18 protein-coding genes are annotated in these 17,452 nt (G+C 33.2%); 3 read left to right on the top strand and 15 right to left on the bottom strand.

The features are described from left to right. Window positions 1-25: 25 nt before the first annotated feature. The 5 genes from BX659_RS02055 to BX659_RS02035 all read right to left on the bottom strand — a co-directional run bounded on the left by BX659_RS02055 (window position 26) and on the right by BX659_RS02035 (window position 4,780). Complete coding sequence (locus BX659_RS02055; RefSeq protein ID WP_097016164.1) at window positions 26-925, bottom strand: MBL fold metallo-hydrolase; 900 nt, start codon at window positions 923-925, stop codon at window positions 26-28. 85 nt (window positions 926-1,010) lie between these two features. Continuing rightward, window positions 1,011-1,640, bottom strand: a complete 630-nt coding sequence (locus tag BX659_RS02050) for an HAD hydrolase-like protein (RefSeq protein ID WP_097016163.1) — start codon at window positions 1,638-1,640, stop codon at window positions 1,011-1,013. A 246-nt stretch (window positions 1,641-1,886) separates the two neighbouring features. Continuing rightward, window positions 1,887-2,180 carry a glycerophosphodiester phosphodiesterase gene (locus BX659_RS02045; RefSeq protein WP_097016162.1) on the bottom strand — a complete coding sequence of 98 codons (294 nt, stop codon included), beginning with the start codon at window positions 2,178-2,180 and terminating at the stop codon, window positions 1,887-1,889. Between the two features lie 224 nt (window positions 2,181-2,404). Continuing rightward, on the bottom strand, window positions 2,405-3,985 hold the full coding sequence (locus BX659_RS02040) for a DUF3794 and LysM peptidoglycan-binding domain-containing protein (protein ID WP_097016161.1): 1,581 nt from the start codon (window positions 3,983-3,985) through the stop codon (window positions 2,405-2,407). A gap of 246 nt (window positions 3,986-4,231) precedes the next feature. Then, entirely contained in the window at window positions 4,232-4,780 is a 549-nt protein-coding gene (locus BX659_RS02035; protein ID WP_097016281.1) for a DJ-1 family glyoxalase III, read from the bottom strand. A 209-nt stretch (window positions 4,781-4,989) separates the two neighbouring features. On the opposite strand from BX659_RS02035, the gene BX659_RS02030 reads away from it, so the two are divergent. Beyond that, the gene (locus BX659_RS02030; RefSeq protein ID WP_097016160.1) at window positions 4,990-5,220 is read left to right on the top strand and encodes a DUF1657 domain-containing protein; all 231 of its coding nucleotides are present in this window, start codon (window positions 4,990-4,992) and stop codon (window positions 5,218-5,220) included. Between the two features lie 158 nt (window positions 5,221-5,378). Continuing rightward, the gene (locus tag BX659_RS18775; RefSeq protein ID WP_143786639.1) at window positions 5,379-5,585 is read left to right on the top strand and encodes a hypothetical protein; all 207 of its coding nucleotides are present in this window, start codon (window positions 5,379-5,381) and stop codon (window positions 5,583-5,585) included. 90 nt (window positions 5,586-5,675) lie between these two features. Here BX659_RS18775 and BX659_RS02025 read toward each other — a convergent pair whose 3' ends face one another. The 8 genes from BX659_RS02025 to BX659_RS01990 all read right to left on the bottom strand — a co-directional run bounded on the left by BX659_RS02025 (window position 5,676) and on the right by BX659_RS01990 (window position 13,389). Next, the gene (locus BX659_RS02025) at window positions 5,676-6,716 is read right to left on the bottom strand and encodes a GGDEF domain-containing protein (protein ID WP_097016159.1); all 1,041 of its coding nucleotides are present in this window, start codon (window positions 6,714-6,716) and stop codon (window positions 5,676-5,678) included. Window positions 6,717-7,055: 339 nt separating this feature from the next. Next, a complete protein-coding gene (locus BX659_RS02020) occupies window positions 7,056-7,391 on the bottom strand; it encodes a hypothetical protein (RefSeq protein WP_106231566.1) in 336 nt (111 codons plus the stop codon). A 32-nt stretch (window positions 7,392-7,423) separates the two neighbouring features. Next, window positions 7,424-8,014, bottom strand: a complete 591-nt coding sequence (locus tag BX659_RS02015) for an HD-GYP domain-containing protein (protein WP_106231564.1) — start codon at window positions 8,012-8,014, stop codon at window positions 7,424-7,426. A 197-nt stretch (window positions 8,015-8,211) separates the two neighbouring features. Continuing rightward, a complete protein-coding gene (locus BX659_RS02010; RefSeq protein ID WP_097016157.1) occupies window positions 8,212-8,709 on the bottom strand; it encodes a cupin domain-containing protein in 498 nt (165 codons plus the stop codon). A gap of 308 nt (window positions 8,710-9,017) precedes the next feature. Next, the gene (locus tag BX659_RS02005; RefSeq protein ID WP_097016156.1) at window positions 9,018-9,794 is read right to left on the bottom strand and encodes a tRNA lysidine(34) synthetase; all 777 of its coding nucleotides are present in this window, start codon (window positions 9,792-9,794) and stop codon (window positions 9,018-9,020) included. 178 nt (window positions 9,795-9,972) lie between these two features. Continuing rightward, complete coding sequence (gene cls / locus BX659_RS02000; protein ID WP_097016155.1) at window positions 9,973-11,514, bottom strand: cardiolipin synthase; 1,542 nt, start codon at window positions 11,512-11,514, stop codon at window positions 9,973-9,975. Between the two features lie 340 nt (window positions 11,515-11,854). Continuing rightward, window positions 11,855-12,844, bottom strand: coding sequence for an AIR synthase family protein (locus tag BX659_RS01995; protein WP_097016153.1), 990 nt, complete (start codon window positions 12,842-12,844; stop codon window positions 11,855-11,857). Between the two features lie 26 nt (window positions 12,845-12,870). Further along, a complete protein-coding gene (locus BX659_RS01990; protein WP_097016152.1) occupies window positions 12,871-13,389 on the bottom strand; it encodes an ECF transporter S component in 519 nt (172 codons plus the stop codon). A 207-nt stretch (window positions 13,390-13,596) separates the two neighbouring features. On the opposite strand from BX659_RS01990, the gene BX659_RS01985 reads away from it, so the two are divergent. Further along, a complete protein-coding gene (locus BX659_RS01985) occupies window positions 13,597-14,181 on the top strand; it encodes a lysophospholipid acyltransferase family protein (protein ID WP_097016151.1) in 585 nt (194 codons plus the stop codon). 44 nt (window positions 14,182-14,225) lie between these two features. Here BX659_RS01985 and recQ read toward each other — a convergent pair whose 3' ends face one another. Both recQ and BX659_RS01975 read right to left on the bottom strand, forming a co-directional pair. Continuing rightward, entirely contained in the window at window positions 14,226-16,343 is a 2,118-nt protein-coding gene (recQ, locus tag BX659_RS01980) for a DNA helicase RecQ (RefSeq protein ID WP_097016150.1), read from the bottom strand. A 206-nt stretch (window positions 16,344-16,549) separates the two neighbouring features. Then, complete coding sequence (locus BX659_RS01975; protein ID WP_097016149.1) at window positions 16,550-17,290, bottom strand: sulfotransferase; 741 nt, start codon at window positions 17,288-17,290, stop codon at window positions 16,550-16,552. Between the last annotated feature and the right edge of the window lie 162 nt (window positions 17,291-17,452).

Raw genomic sequence — 17,452 nt, 5'->3', positions numbered from 1 at the left:
TTGACCACCTATCACTCACCTCTCTTTAACCTTTTATGCTCTTCCAGTATAAGCAATTATCCCTCAGCTCTAATTCTATTCTATCATTATTATAGAGTGAGGAGAGATAAGCCATAATCAAGGTCTTCATCAGGTGATACTGTTGCAGACTCTTAAGCTTAACTTGGTAGTAAGCTAAGGTCTCTTGTAATAGTTGTTCAGTACTTTTAGCAGATTCTAATAGCTTAAAGATTATACCTTCTATCTCATTGATACAGTCTAAGTTCACCTTAGCTAGCTCTCTAATATCAGTAGTAGCTTTAGCATGTGAAGGTAGATAGCAATCATAGTTAGTCTCAGCTAGAAACTCTAGAGTAGCTTTCTGTTTTTCAATATCTGTATAAAAGAGTAGCTTATGTTTATCAATTACCTTCTTAGAGAAGATTGAATCTCCACAGAATAAGACCCCATCTACTACAACTCCAATCTGATTTACTGAATGGCCTTGTAAAGGAATTATCTCCACTTCAATGCTATCGAAATTTAACTTTATATTGGTCTCCTTTAATAGATGATCTACCTTAGATTCCTTGGCCATTAAGAATTTATTCTTTAAATCCTTAATTGGATTGGCTCCTGAGAAGAAGGATAGTGGCTCAAGATAAGGATAATTGATAATAGCAGCTTCGATCCCATAAGCATAAATCTCTGCTTCAGTCGCTTGCTGTAAATAATTATTGGCACCACAGTGGTCTGCATGGAAATGAGTATTGATAATTGTTTTTAGAGTTAAGTTATTATCTTCTAAGATTCTTAATATCTTCTTAGCCACACTATCATCTAAACCACTATCAATTAAGATTGCACTCTCTCTATCCTTAATCACCCCAATATTGGTAGGTCCATCTAAATAATATACCTGCTCTGTCAACTGCTTTAATTCCATCATCAACTCCTCCTTATACTTTATTTATTGCTTTATGTACTCTCAATATTAAATAGGATAAACCGCTAACCCTAAAAATTTAAAATTATAGGGACTTCACTATCTCTAAAATCTCCTTAGGCTCTTTAGCGATATAATCTGGGGATTCTTCTTGTATAGTATCCATTGAATCATAACCCCAGCTAACCCATATTACCTCTACCCCAACCTTCTTACAAGCAATCACATCCCTTGATTCATCACCAACATAGATTAGCTCGGAACTTTTGAGTTTATTTCTTTTTAAGAATTTCTTAATAACCTTATCCTTCCCAAAGAGATTACTAGAACAGAAGATTTGGTCAATATTATCTATCTGATTATTCTTTAAAAAGTCTCGGATAATGGTTTCTGAATTGGATGATATAATAGCCAAATTATAATCCATCGCTCCTAGCTCTTTTAATAAATTACTAATCCCATCAAAGAAGAGGAGATTTTTTATAGATTTCTTATAGATTCTATAAAATTCTGGTGCCCAAAAGGGCAACTTATATACAGGAACATTCAAAAATTTACACCTATCAAAAACCGATAAACCCTTTAAATGCTCAATATCCTCCCTCTCTATAGGTTTGAAATCATGCTTATTAGCAAGTTGATTAACCACTGATATAGCAATATCCTGTGAATCAACTAGAGTTCCATCAAAATCAAAAGCTATATATTTGCTCATAACTATACTCCTTTATTAAAATAATATATTATAAAAATTGCCCCAGCTCTTCTCTTATACATTCTGGGTTTCTACTCTCATAACCTTTTTTATTATACCGTAATTCAGCAAATATTCTCTTGATAGAGTTAAAAGTTTGAAAATCACTTTGCCCATAGATACAACAATTACCGAACTATTTATCTAAAATCCCCTCCAATATAAAATTATATCTCTTCTTTAACCAATTCAATAATCGAGCTAATTTTAATGGTTAAACAAGAAGTGCCACAAAGCATCTTCAAAACTCAACATCAAATCTACATAATTGCTAAATTTAAGCTCTTTTAATTGATTTAGAGTTAAATTTTTAACCTTTATATCAACTTTAAATAATCTCATCAAATCTTCATCATGGTGTAAGATTATCTGTTTATCCTTAGTCTCCCTAAGATCAATCTCTATCATATCATAATCCAATTCAATCGCTTTTAGTAAAGCAGACCGAGAATTATCAGGATGATTCCCATTTATATACCCTCGATGAGCTACCTTTATCATTTGATCGACTCTTTTTTATCACTACTAAATAAGTAAATTACTAATCTGTTTAGTTACTATCTCAACCTATATTTCATCGATACTTAACATAAAAACAGGCAGTATATTGATTTAATATTATCTAAGCTATTCTTCTATATTCTGTCTGCTAACACCTTTTTAGATAACTAAAAACAAAAAACCCCTTAAATTAAAAGGGGCATAAATAAATAATATCGTTTTTATTATCCTCTAGGATTATCAACCATACAATTTGGGATTATCAATCTCTGACCAACCTCGAGATAGTCAGGATCTTCTATCTCATTCTCCGCTAAAATTGCATCCACAGTAGTTCCATACCTTTTAGCTATCTTATATAAGGTATCTCCTGCTTGCACAGTATACTCTTTCTTAGGACAATCACTAGGCTGATCATCTCCAGGAGTAACTCCAATTATATCGGTTACTATAGTCAGCTGTCTAAAGTTTATTACCTTGATAAACTCATTTAAGATAATAGATAGCTCTACAGTTCGGTCATCTATCAGTCTAGCTTTGACCTTTTTAATATCTATATTACCATAGCAGAACATCCCTGCCTCTGCTCCAGGAATATTCACAAAGTTCTCAAATTCCTCTACATCATCAAAGAAATGAACTGGCTGATCCCCTTCTGGGGTAGCTGCTACATAAAGTACTCCTGCTACAAGCAGCCCTTCAACCAAGACCCCACCTTCTTCTACTGTACAGACTGGCAAGAATAATTGGACATCTGCCTGTAATACCTGTTCAATATTAGGCTTGACAGGAGGTGGACTAAACTCTTGAATGATAGTTTCAGTTACTGTATCTTCACCAATTACCTCTTCTACTCTCAATAACTCTTCCTCAACCTCTACTTGATCACTGTTAATAGCTGTTACAACCTCTATCTGCTTAGTCTCAGTTACCTTAACAAAGATATCTACTAAAGCCCTTATCTCAAGCTGATTTCCATTAACAACATTATAATCCCAACGCTTAATAGTTATATCAGCATAGGCATTCAACCCTTCTTTAGCCCCTGCAACTTCAATAACTTCAGTAAGTCCAACCTCACCTTCAAAGGCATGAACAGGCTGATCACCTTCTGGAGTATCAGCTACATAGGTAACATCAGCTCTAAAGACACCGCCTACAATGATAGCATCATCGATAACCCCTGCTATCTCATCCTCAATCAGCGCACCATTGATCTTTAAAATTCTTTCAATATCTGGTTTTTGGGTTGGAACTTCAATTATTCCCTCTACAACCGTTTGATAGGTATTCTCTCCAATGACATGCTCTATTCTAAGTAATTCCTTCTCCACCAATGATTCTCTAATACCTTCTACTTCAGTAATAATATTAATCTGGCGATAATCAAAGACCTTAGCAAACTTTCTAATTACAACAGTAACTTCTACAGTTCTATCATCAACAAAATTATAATTAACCTTTAAGATATCAACATTGACATAGGTATCCATATACTCCTCAGCTTCAGGGATATCTACAAAGTTAGTGAATGTAAACTCTCCTTCAAAAAAGTGAACTGGCTGGTCACCCTCGGGAGTATCGGCCACATACATCACACCTAACTCAATTAGACCATTAATTGTTACTCCACCATCTTCTACAGTACCCATAACCCCCATCAAATCAGCCTTTACCTCTAAAATCTCCTCGATATCAGGTTTGGCTTCAACTGGGATAGGAACATTTTTAGTAATAGATTCAGTAACTGTATCTTCTCCAATTAGATATTCTACTCTAACCTGCTCTTCTTTAAAGTCAATCATCTTCCCTCTCCTTTCTAGAAACTAAAGATATATTATAAATATATGTAATAAGAAGAAAGATAATTATTAAAAGAATGTTTAAATTTATTTAAGCTAAAATGGAATATTGCGACAGCTTAGTAATCAGTGACAAGTGACAGGTAACAAGTAAAAACCTCTTGACATCACTCGTGACTCTCTTAATATCTCTAAATTTGGATAACTATATAAGAAGAGTATGCTAAAGAACTATTGGGAGATTATTAATTAAAAATTTGTCAGCATTGTAGCCTTGAGCTCTTCTACTTTTTTATTATCTACTAAGTACTCTACTAGCTTTAAGGCAAATTCTACAGCTACCCCAGGACCACGCCCTGTAATGATATTCCCATCAACTACTACTCTATCCTGCAAATAATTGCAAGATTCCAGTTCTTCTTCAAATCCTGGATAACTGGTTACCACCCTATCACTTAACAGCCCTGCTTCTTCTAAAACAATAGGAGCCGCACAGATAGCAGCAATTAAAGCTTCTCTTTTAGCTAGCTCTTGAATTAAGCTAACAATTCTCTCATCATCCCTTAGATGTGCTGCTCCAGGCATTCCTCCTGGTAGGACAATCCCCGCTAACTCTTGAGCTTTGACCTCATCTATCAGTTTGTCAGCATTAATTATAATATTATGACCACCAGTTACAGCCAAATCTCCTAAAGAAGCAGTCTCAACCTCCAATCCTGCCCTCCGTAAAATATCAATATTAGTAATAGCTTCAATCTCTTCAAAACCTTCAGCTAAAGGAATTAAAATTTTGTTCATCAAATTTTCTCTCCCTTCCATTATATTAATTTTTATTTATCTTCTCCTTTAATGTTCTTCTTTATTATTACTAGAATACCTTTATTTACTCCAGTTAATCCCATCCTAAAATTGATGGTATATCTTCTCTTCTTTCACTTAATCTACATCTTATACTTTCTAATTAAAGGGTTATTATAATTAGTGGAGATAAGGAGGTGAAAAAATAAATGACAGTTGGACAAGATTTACACAAAGCTCTTAATGGTTTAGAAACTGCTAGAGTTACCTTAGAAGGATTTGCTCAAGATACTCAAGATAAGATGGCACAAGATATGTATAATAAACATGCTCAACAGGTTGCCAATGTAGTAAATGAATTACGCAACAGAGTTAACTATGTAGAGAGTCAAGAACCACAATTTAAAGTGGGACAAAATGAACAGAATCCACAGCAATAATCATATAAATTTCTAGTGATAAAGGAGAGCGGGAACCCCCCTCTCTCCTTTTTAATTAATAACTAAATAAAACAGATGGAAAAAGTTAACAGAATAGAATCTAGTCATTTAACAAAAACTATCTTAAAAAGCTCTGTATAAGAAAAAGGAGAATCTATATGGTCGAGTTATTGGATAAATTGATTTCCTCAACAATTAAAGGACTACTCTATCTATTGATTATTCTCTTCTTATTAACTTCTATTTATTCTATTTACCATCTGTTAACTACATCAAAGGGTTCAGTAAGAACAATCTTCAATCCCCATTATCTATATAAATTAAATAGCCTTAGCCAAGCACAGTATCTAAGTATAAATCTCTAAACTAAAAAATCATCTCTCTAATCAACAAGCTTGTGTAATTTAACAACTCCAAGCTAGCTATTATTGCCAAGCCCATTAAAAAGATTCAATCTATTTACTCAAATAGTCTTTAGAAGAGATTTTTGTTCCCAAGGAGAAATTATGGTGCTTATGAAAATACATCCTCTCATCGGCATGATTTAATAATTCCTGAATATTATAAGTATTTCCTTCTTTACAATGAGCCAAGCCGACTGAAACAGAGATATTAAACTGGCTTAGATCCTTATCCCCTTCAAAAGACTTATTTTCCAAATCTGATATCAATCTATTAAGAATGTGCTTAGATTCTTTTAAAGATATATCTTCAATTAAGATGACAAATTCATCTCCTCCCAATCTGCCTACTAAACTAGTATAGTCCACTAACTCCTTCTTTAAAAAATTAGCCAGTTGTATTAAAATTTGATTACCAACTAAATGTCCATAAGTATCATTAAACTGCTTAAAGTGGTTGATATCTAAAAGATAGATTCCAAGCTTCTTCTTATCAGCTAAAATCTCTTCTCCAGCCTTTAGTATATAATCTAAATTATAAGCATCGGTCAGACTATCTTTAATACTTAAATTCCTAAACCTCTCCTTCTCTTTAAATAAATAATCAATTAGATAAGCCAAGCAAGCATATAATAAAGAAGCTGTAAAGACTCCTACAGAATATCCATGTAGTTGATACCTTCCAACCTCTGGATAATAACCTGAAAATAAATCTATAATTAAAATCGCAATTACTACTGTAAAGAATGGATTAGGAAAAACTAGAGAGTAAAGTAAGGGGATATAAAAGACAATGATACTAAAGAAATTAAAATCAAATTTAAAGAACTTAAAAGTTAAATATAAGAATATAACTGATATTGTTAGCAGAATATACTTATTAAAATCACTCATCATCCTTAACCCATAATAATTATTCTTTCTTTTAACTCTAACTATTATTATCAAAATTATTGCAGCCATTGACAGGCTAAGAGGTAGTAGCTGATTATAATATTCCATAATCAAGGTCGCTGTTATTGCAGCACTAGCTATTACAAAAATAATTACCGAAATAATAGTGGTAAGTCTAATTGACCTGTTGATTCTTTCCATCTTTAGACCTCCTTTCTTTTAATATCCTTCTACTCTTCTTACTTCTATAGATTTGATTCTAAAGTTGAAACAATATTGTCCCTATAATAAAATTTGATTATAGAATCATAAAATTATAGACTATTCCTTTATTTAACATTTTATGATATAAAATAATCATTTATATTAGAAAATACTAGCTATTTCAAAGTTAAAATCAATTAGTTATAGATTATATTTTATGATAATGTTGTTATAAATGTTTATTATTTTTTAGTTAAAGATAGTCATAAATGACCAATATAAAATTGACCACTAAAACCTAAAAAAAGCCAGAATATTCTGGCTTAATTAAAAATTCTAAACTATTTCATCTACAATATCAATATGCAAATCCTTCGATAAATCAATTACAAAGTCCCTATCTAGACCAATAAAATTTAAGACCTTAACTACCGGCCTTAACTTCATAGTCTCATTTACTTGGGTAACTACTGCTTCACAACCAATATTTAATTTAACCTTAGTTCCAATAGGGTAGGGAACTACCATTCTTAAAAATTTATCTAGTAATTGTCTATCCATCTTATTTTCTGTAAAGGTAGTATATAAGTACTCTATTACCTCTTTAACTTTAATTGAGCTACGATAAACTCTATCATTAATCATAGAGTCAAAGACATCAGCAATCGCCACAATTCTGGCATATTCATCGATATATCTTCTACTTATTCCTTTTGGATAACCAGAACCATATCAGTAAGTCTGCCGGGCTTATTTAAAATTTCTGGAGGAACTTTTATCTTACCTACATCGTGTAAGAAGGCACCTATCCCTAACTCCATTAATCGTTCCCTCTCATAACCTAGCTGCTTAGCTACTACTAAAGAGAGTACAGTGACATTGGTTAGATGAAAGAAGAGTTCATCTTGTAATAATCTAATGTCTTTAATACAATTAAGCAGCTTCCGATTGATGGTTATATTATCAATAATATCTGCAATTACTTTATATAGTTGATGCTGTTCTCCACCTTTTAGTCCAATATCAGCATCACTTATCTTTTTAATACAATCTCTAGCTATAATTATTGCTTCTTTTCTAATCTCCTCTGGTATTATCTCAATATCTTCTTTCTTTAACTCTTTTAATCTATCATCCTTAAGATAGATATGGTTAATACCAATTTTCTCTAATTTATTGATGTATTTCTTGTTCAATCTTCTTCCTGCACCTAATAGTAATTTACCATCTGCAGTATATATCTTCTTAGCTAATATGTCCCCTTCCTTTAAATCACCTATGCTAGCTAGATACATCATGATACCTCCTCCTCCCATAAAACAAAATTTACAGTTGAACTTCATGAGGAGTATTATTAAAGCCTTATCCATGATATCACAGTTCTTATCTCCTGTTTTAAGCAAATAGCAATTCCCTCTTAAAAAATCTTACTTACATTAGTATTTCTATATTTATAAAAAATTTCCTTCTTTCGAAGATTAGGATTTATGATTCATCTAGAAAATTCTTCTCCCCACTTTTCCTTAACTTTATCTTCACCTTTAAAGTAATCAACAGTACTATTTTTTTGATATACCTCTTGATAAGGTAGTATATTTATCTTATTTGAATCAGGATATTCACATACATCTATCCCAATGTCGGTTCTGATATCAAGGTATTTACAGGGCTTTTGGGTATGATTATATAATTGGTGAGCACCTTCAGGTCCTATCTCAAAAAATACAATATCACCTTCATTTAACTCTACAAATTCTTTTGGTGTTCTAAGCATTGCTTTGCCACTTAATATAATAAATATCTCTTCGGCATTTCTGTGAAAATGATATGGATAAGAGTATTTACCTGAATCAAGCAGCCTTAGGTCAAATTTTAAGTTTTGGGAGTCGACTATTTTTGATAGTTCTTGGCTGCTATGCCAAGCAAATTCAGTGACCTTTGCTTCTTTGAACTTATAGCTAATCTTCTCTTCATTAAAAATATGGACCATTATCTTCTCTCCTTTTTTAAGTTGATTATATCTAAGGTTCTTAATAATAAATATAAAATAAAAAGACTAGAGATAATATCTCCAGCCTTATCTATATTCACATCTCATATATCAGATAATTTATATGAATTTATCAATTCATCTTCAGTCTTCGATTTTGAACAAAAACATAAGCATACTAGACTATACTATATACTTTATCCTAAAAAGATAAATTTCCTTTTTTAATTGTAAAATTTATCCCTAATTCTCTCCTACTATCAATGATCAATTAATTTTAGACAGTCCTGCACTGAATAAATTTCTACTTAGCCCTTCCATAACTTATTGGTTTTTTCGAGCACCTCTTTATCAGCTAACTCCTGAGGCCATAGCTGTAAAGGAGCCCCTTCTCTCATAGCTGCTGCTACATTATAAAATATCTGTTTACTATCATCAAAACTTCTAAGCAACTGCTTTATCTCTTCTCTTTTGGTCTCACCATCATGGGGACAAGGGCTTGGAATTGGCTCAAATTCAGTGATCTTTTTCGCCTCACGGGTCTCCTGCTCTCTTAAGTAAAGCAGAGGTCTGATTACATAGATATCACTATTATCTAAATAACTCTTTGGCTCAAAGGTCTTGACCTGTCCAGAGTAGAGAATACTCATCAAGAAGGTCTCCACTGCATCATCATAATGATGACCATAAGCAATCTTATTAAAGCCACCTTCTTTCATAAATTTAGAGATTGCTCCTTTTCTAAAATAAGCACACTTTGCACAAGGATTTTTCGTAGCCTCATCGGTAATAATCTCAGAGATCTTAGTCCTTTCAATATAATAGGGTATCTCTAGCTTTTTACAGTAATCCTTCATCTCCTTAAACTCTGCATCCTCTTCAAAGCCCAAATCGATAGTTAAAGCACTTACCTTAAAATTAATGCCCATACTCTTTTGCAAGGTTGCTAGAGCATATAATAATAAAGAGCTATCCTTCCCTCCTGAAAATCCAACTAGAATATTATCCCCCTCTTCTATTAGCTCAAACTCAGCTATCGCTCTGGCAATCTTTCTAGTATAACTTTTTGGTAATGATAATTTCATAATTCAATCCTCCCCTAGCTATAAAAATATTGCTAAATTCCATCAATATAATATTATAACAGATTATAATCAGGAGTTTAAGAAAAATATAATCAGGGCAAATATAATAAAAATCAATTTATTTTTCAACTAAAATACTCTATTACAAATCATATTGGAAATAAAATTACTAATATCATTACATTAATGGAGAGAAGAGGCGTAATACTGAACTCCCTAAGGACCTATACCACTTAATATCCTCAAAATCTTCCATAGTAATCTCCTTACAGACCTTTAAGGTATTAAGAAAATCTTCTTTCACTTCCATAATAGTACTACAATTATGCATCCAAACTCCACATTCAAAGTGTAAGTATAAGCTCCTATAATCCATATTTATCGTACCAACAACTCCATAATCATCATCTGATATGTAGTTTTTTGAATGTATAAAGCCTGGAAGATACTCATAGATTTTAACTCCACTTTTAATAAGAATCCTATAATAGGATCTGGTAACTGCATGAACATACCATTTATCTGCACAATGGGGAGTAATTATACGAATATCAACTCCCCCCTTAGCCGCTGATGATAGTGCTGTTACCATCTCATTATTGATAATTAAATAGGGTGTTGTAATATAGACATATTTTCTGGCCTTGTTAATTAGATTAAGATAGACTATCTCCCCAACCGTTTCATCATCTAAGGGACTATCTGCAAAGGGCTGAATATATCCATCTGTATTCTTTGAATTATACTCTAATAAATTATTATCATACTTAAATTCTTCTAAGTTTTCTTCAATTTCTCTAAGATAATCCCACATAGATAAAAACATCACAGTCATACTCCAGACAGCTTCTCCCTTAATCATAATAGCCGAATCCTTCCAATGACCATGTTTTTCGACCTTATTTATATATTCATCAGCCAAATTAGCCCCTCCTGTAAAGCCAGTATGACCATCAATGATTGTAATTTTGCGGTGATCGCGATTGTTGATCATCGGAGACAATATAGGAATTAGGGGGTTAAAAACACAGCACTTAATTCCCAGCTCTTCAAGCTTTGCATCATATCCATAGGGTAGAGTAAATAAACAACCTACATCATCATATATAACTCGAACATCTACACCCTCTGATGCTTTTTCTATTAATATATCAAGTATACTGTTCCACATCTCACCTTCTTCAATAATAAAGTACTCTAAAAAGATATAATGCTCTGCCCTTCTTAATTCTTCCTTTAACTTTTCAAACTTCAGCTCACCACTTGGAAAGTACTTACTTATTGTCTTGCGATAAGGTGGAAAATGGCCATAATCTTGAAGATATCTTGACTGGTTAGCAGCAACTTTATTTTGGGATTCTATCTCTTCTAAAACAGACTCTTGGGATACTAATACCTTCCTTGTTTTATTCTCGATTGATATCATTTTATCTCTTGCACCTTTACCCAACTTCTTTCCACCAAAGAAGATATAAAATGTTCCTCCAAGGATTGGAAATAATAATATAGGTATAATCCACGCAATCTTATATGCAGGATTAATATGATTATTTATAATCCCTAATACTGCAACCATGCTGATAAGTATACTTGCTCCATAGAAAAAGACAAAGTACTCATTAAACTTTAAGATTATTGCTATCAAAACTAGTAACTGTACTAGTATAGATACAAATAAGAAAATAATTCTGTGAAACAAAATTTTTCTGACAAATTTCATCTTAATCATCCCTTAAAATTATTATTTAACTTCCATATATTAATAATTGATTCTTAACTTTCGTTAATTTAAGCTAAGCATAGAACTTCAAGATCTTTTAATTATAATCATAAGCTCAAGAATATTATAACTCATTATTGAAAAATATAGAAGTTAAACTAAGATCTTTCTTAAAAACTTCAAATTAGCTTTGATTGGGATTGAAGCTATATAAATATATAGCTCCAAGTATAGTAGATAACTACTCTCCCTTCTATCTTTATCATCCCCAATAGGCCTTTAAGATAGAAGGGATAATAAAAAGCAACCTCTTTAAGAAGTTGCCTAATCTCATTTAAATTTAATTTTCCGCTAGAAATCTCCACAGTTCATCTTGGGGAGCATTGGTAAATGTAACCTGCCCCTCTTTAGTATTGACTACTCTTTTCTTTTCGACAATTTTACCAATAATAGTAGCCTTAATTCCTGCCAATTCAAGTTCTTTAACCAGCTCTTCTCCACGTTCACTAGTTAAAATCATCATCCCTGAACCAATTAGCTGATAAGGGTTAATCTTTAACTTATCAGAAATAGCCTTAGTAGCAGGATGGAGAGGTACTAAGTTCTCCTCTAGCTCAAAGCCAACCTCTGCAGCAATAGAAAGTTCAAAGACCGATCCATATAAGCCCCCTTCTGTTACATCATGCATCGCATTAACTCCAAACTCTGCTCCAATCAATCCTTCAGAGATTACACTTAAATCCTTAATTAAACCTTGTCCTTCTTTTAATAAGCCTTCATCTATTCCTAACTCTACTAGTTTTTGATAATAATCATTAGCTAAAATAGCAGTTCCTTCAAGCCCTGACCACTTAGTTACTACGATATCATCACCAACCTTAGCACCAGAAGAGGTTACATACTTATCTTTGGTCGTCTTACCAATAGCAGTACAGACAACTAGAGGCTGAGTAACTATATCGGTAATCTCAGTATGCCCTCCCAAGATATCTATTCCTAAGTCTTGAGCAGCCTGATTGATATCTTGAATAATAGCTACAATCTCCTCTTTACTGGTAGTAGGAGGAATCAATAAGGCTTGTTGAATCCCAATAGCTTTAGCACCATTAGCAGCAATATCATTACAAGCTACATTGACAGCCAAGCTCCCCATCCCCTCTTTTACTCCAGTAATAGGATCAGTAGACATTACAGCTACAAACTCTCCAAAATCGATAACTGCTGAATCTTCTCCAATCTTTGGTCTAACCAGTACATCTTGATGACTTGCTGAAATTTTATCTAAAATCAGTTCTTTTAAGTTTCCAATATCAATCTTGCCTGCTTTCATTAACCTCACCTTTCACTAATTAATATCTATTTATCCTTACTAAGCTCTACTATATTCGTCTTTAAAAGCCCAAATATAAGGGGAACTGCAATCACTGCCCCTCCCAATGCCTGAGTTAAATTCCAAGAGATATTAGCCACTGGTACTACAAAGCTTTTAACCATAATCCCCTCTGCTATGTAATAACCTCCTACCATCCATAATGCACCGATAAGTATTGCCATAATATCTTTTGCTCTCAATTTAGTATGGGTCAATTTACGACTAGCTATCTTAGCAATAATATACCCCTCAATACCTTTAATAATTAAAGTAGGTAAAGCCCATTGACCATAACCTGATAACACATCTGCTAAGGCTGAACCAATCCCCCCTGCTAATAAAGCATACTTGCCACCAAATAAAATAGCCACTAAATAAATTATACTATCACCTGGATGAATATATCCACCTGTGGCTGGCATAGGTATCTTAATTGACATTGTTGCTACAGCTACTAGTGCGATTAATAATCCCCCTAAAGCTAAATGCTTAGTATTATTCATACTAGATATCCTCCTTTGATACTAACTGTGTTTTTTCTCAATAATAGCATAAAAGAGAAGGGTTGTCAAAACTTTAGCTAATAGCAAAACTGATACAATACATAGATATTACGACACTTTTCTCTTGATTTAAATGATAACGCTTGTCAATTAGACCGCTAATATGATATACTGTACTCCAAAGAAGAAATTTAAGGAGGAAATACTATGAACTTAACTTATAGAATTGCAATCAAGCTATTTAAGATGTTTTACGGTATTGGTTCTAAACCACAGATAATTGGAACAAGAAAGCTTCCTAAAGATCAGAGCTTTATTGTTGTATCTAATCATATCAGTAACTATGATCCACCATTTTTAACCACTTTATTGAATAGAAAGATCAACTTTATGGCAAAAGATAATCTGTTTAAGAATAAATTTGGTAGCTTTATACTAAAGAAATTAGGAGCTTTTCCAATTAAAAGAGGATGCTTTGATAGAGGTGCTATTAAATATGCTTTAGAGCTATTAAAGAATAATCAGATTTTGGGGATCTTCCCTGAAGGGACTAGAAGTACAGATGGTCAGCTACAAGAACCACAATTAGGGGCAACCCTGCTTGCTTTAAAGTCTAAAAGCCCTATTATTCCTATTGGTATTAAGGGAACCAACTCCCCTTTTAAAGAAAATATTATTGCTAATATCGGAGAGATGTTCACATTAGATGAGTTCTATGATAAGAAGCTTTCTAAAGAGGAGATGAAAGAAGCTGGTTCTCTAATTATGACTAAGATTAAAGAGTTACTTTAAAAAAAGAGAGGATTCTAATTAAATTAGAATCCTCTCTTTTTAAGTTAAATAGCATCCTTTAATCTATCCTGCATGAGCATAATCTTAATATGGAAATAGCTCACCTCTGTTGGCAACTCCTGTTTAATAGGGGTTAACTTCTCATCACCAACCTCTTTGATCTTCTCCACAATCATTTCTTTGTATTCATCGGGTACAAAGGACTCTAAATCTATCTCATAACCTTCTGTTGAGACCTTAATCATATGACTTTCTATAGTAGAAATGACCAATCCCCTTATTTCAGCTATCTCTTCTAAGGATTTACCCTCTTGATATAGATTATAACTGATTAGATGGCTTGGGACCTTCTCTTGATTGGACTGGTTTACCTTACTTTCCTCACTTCGATTCTGAATTTGATACTCTCTAATCTTCTCCAAGAACTGTTTACCATACTTCTGATACTTAATAAAGCCTACCCCCTTAACTTTAAGCATATCATCCTTATTTTGGGGTAACTTACTGGCAAACTCCTTTAAGCTACTATCCTGAAAGATAACATAAGGAGGTAAATCCTCTGCTTTTGCCAACTCTGCTCGTAAATCCCTTAAGATATCAAAAAGTTCATTCTTAACAAAGACCTTCTCGATTCTCTTTCTAATCTTGTGATATACCTTCTCTTCACCCTTTAAGACAGGCATAGCTTTTGGGCTCAATTGGGTCACAGAATATTTACTATTACTTAAGAGTACATATCCTTCGGCAATTAAGAAGTTAATCAAATTTTTAATCTCTTTGATCTTATAGTGACTCATAATACCATAAGTCGATAATTCATCAAATCCATTCTCTAAGACCTTCTGCCTTTTAGACCCCTTCAAAACAGCTGCTACAAGCCCTATCCCAAATCGCTGCTCAGTTCTATAGATACAAGATAAAATCTTTTGAGCCTCCACAGTTATATCCTCTAAATCCCCCTCACCATTACAATTAGTACAATTATCACAACTCTCTTTAGGGTTCTCTTCACCAAAGTAATCTAAAATAAAGTGCCTTAAACATTTACCTGTATAAGAGTAGTCAATCATCTTCTGGAGCTTATCATATTCATACTCTTTACGCTCTTCTGAGAGCTTAGACTGATCTATAAAGTATTTGGGTAGTCTAATATCAGCAGGGCTGAATAATAAAATACACTCACTGTCCTCCCCATCCCTGCCTGCCCTTCCTGCCTCTTGGTAATAAGCCTCTATATTCTTAGGCATATTGTGATGAATTACATACCTAACATTACTCTTATCAATCCCCATCCCAAAGGCATTGGTAGCTACAATTACCTTTAAATCATCATAAATAAAGCTCTCTTGGGTCTTCTTTCTCTCTTCATGGTCTAAACCTGCATGATACTTTCCTACAGAATATCCTCTATTATTTAAGAAGTTATATAATGCCTCAACTTCCTTTCTAGTAGCAGCATAGATAATCCCTGCATCATCCTGATTGACACTCAAATACTCTTCAATAAAGTCTCGCTTATTCTCACCTTTAATCACCTTAAAGGTCAAATTTGGTCGATCAAAACCTGTGACAAAAGTATTCTCTGTACTAATTCCCAACAACTCATTGATATCATCTCTAACCTCTTGAGTAGCTGTAGCAGTAAATGCCGTTACCAATGGTCTTGATGCAAGGTTATTAATCAGTTTAGGAATTAAACGATAGCTAGGGCGGAAATCATGTCCCCAGCTAGAGATACAATGGGCTTCATCTACAGCCAACATTGAAATATCTATAGCATTTAGCCTCGATAAGAAGTCTTCACTCTCTAGTCTTTCTGGTGCAATATAGAGAAGCTTATAATCACCTCGACGAGCCATCTCAATCCGCTCCTCTATCTCAATCCATTCCAAAGAACTATTAATAAAGGTAGCTGGAATTCCGATAGTATTTAAAGAGTCTATCTGGTCTTTCATTAGAGAGATCAGTGGAGAAATCACCAATGTTACCCCTGGAAAACAGAGGGCTGGTATCTGAAAACAGATCGATTTTCCTCCACCAGTTGGCATTATCCCTAAGGTATTATAGCCTGATAATATATTCTTGATTATCTTCTCCTGCCCCACTCTAAAGGATTGATAACCATAATATTCTTGTAAAGCCTGTTGAGCCTGTTCAAACATAAAAACAACTCCTTACATTTATTGAATAATCTAGTGTTAACCTTTTTCTTTGAAACAATTCCAAATTGCAGATCCTATCTTATAACTTCTAAAAAGATTGGGAATAACCTTTTTTAAAATCAGATCAGTTTTCTGTTATTTTAGACTATTTATGGTTTTTTATTCAAGAAAAAGTCTACTTTGTCAAGACAAAGTAGACTTTAAAATCAAATATAATTACACTCTTTCATAATTTTTTCACATTTATTCACAATAAACTCTCTCTGCTTAGCTGCTATCTCTTTAGAAGTAGATAATATCTTCTTATTTAGAACATGATCAATCTCTTGCTTAGTAAGCTGACCTAAATCACTAATTAAATCCAAGGTACCTTTATCTCTATTGATCATATCCTCATATAAGATAAGATGAGCCTTAGGATCATTTTGAGCCAATTTCAAATAATATTCTGTATTTCTATTCCATTTTTGAACCATGCGATTGACATTATTACCTAAACCCACTCCAATCATACTCTTCCAGACATCTACTGGATTTCTGACTAGCAGAATAATTTCAGCCTTAGGATAGCACTTTCTAAATAAGGTCAGCTCATCCTCTCCATACCTTACTTCCTTAAAGCCAATTATGTCATGGTTACCAGGATATTTAGTATAAAGAGTTTCACAAAAGACCTTGATACTATTTATAATAGCCTCTTCAACATACTCTAACTCTGGCATCATACAAGCAATCCAACGATTGGGATCTTCATTGTTCTCAAAATACTTCCTTCGCTGATCACTTAAATCTACAGAATAATGCTCTGCTTTTTTGTATATCTTGAAAAAATGGGTTAAAGCTCCATCCTGCTCCCCCCAAATCAAAGTCTTTGCTCTGGCATTAAAGATTCTCTGTAAAAGTGTCGAGCCAGTACGATGGGTAGCAGCAGATATAATTAAATCCAATTTTAGTTCACCTCCAACATATAACTTTTATAAAAAAAGATTCAAGTCCCAGACCAGACTTAAATCCTCTTTTATTGCATTACTCAATTATATGTTAGAGGGGAAAGAATAGTTCAAAATACCTTAGTCAGTCTACAATAAGACTTAAATACTCTAACTTAA

Origin of the sequence: Orenia metallireducens (assembly GCF_003001995.1) — a bacterium.
Taxonomy (GTDB): domain Bacteria; phylum Bacillota; class Halanaerobiia; order Halobacteroidales; family Halobacteroidaceae; genus Orenia; species Orenia metallireducens_B.
Note: the sequence above shows the minus strand (reverse complement) of the source record. Positions and strands in the feature narration are given on the sequence as shown.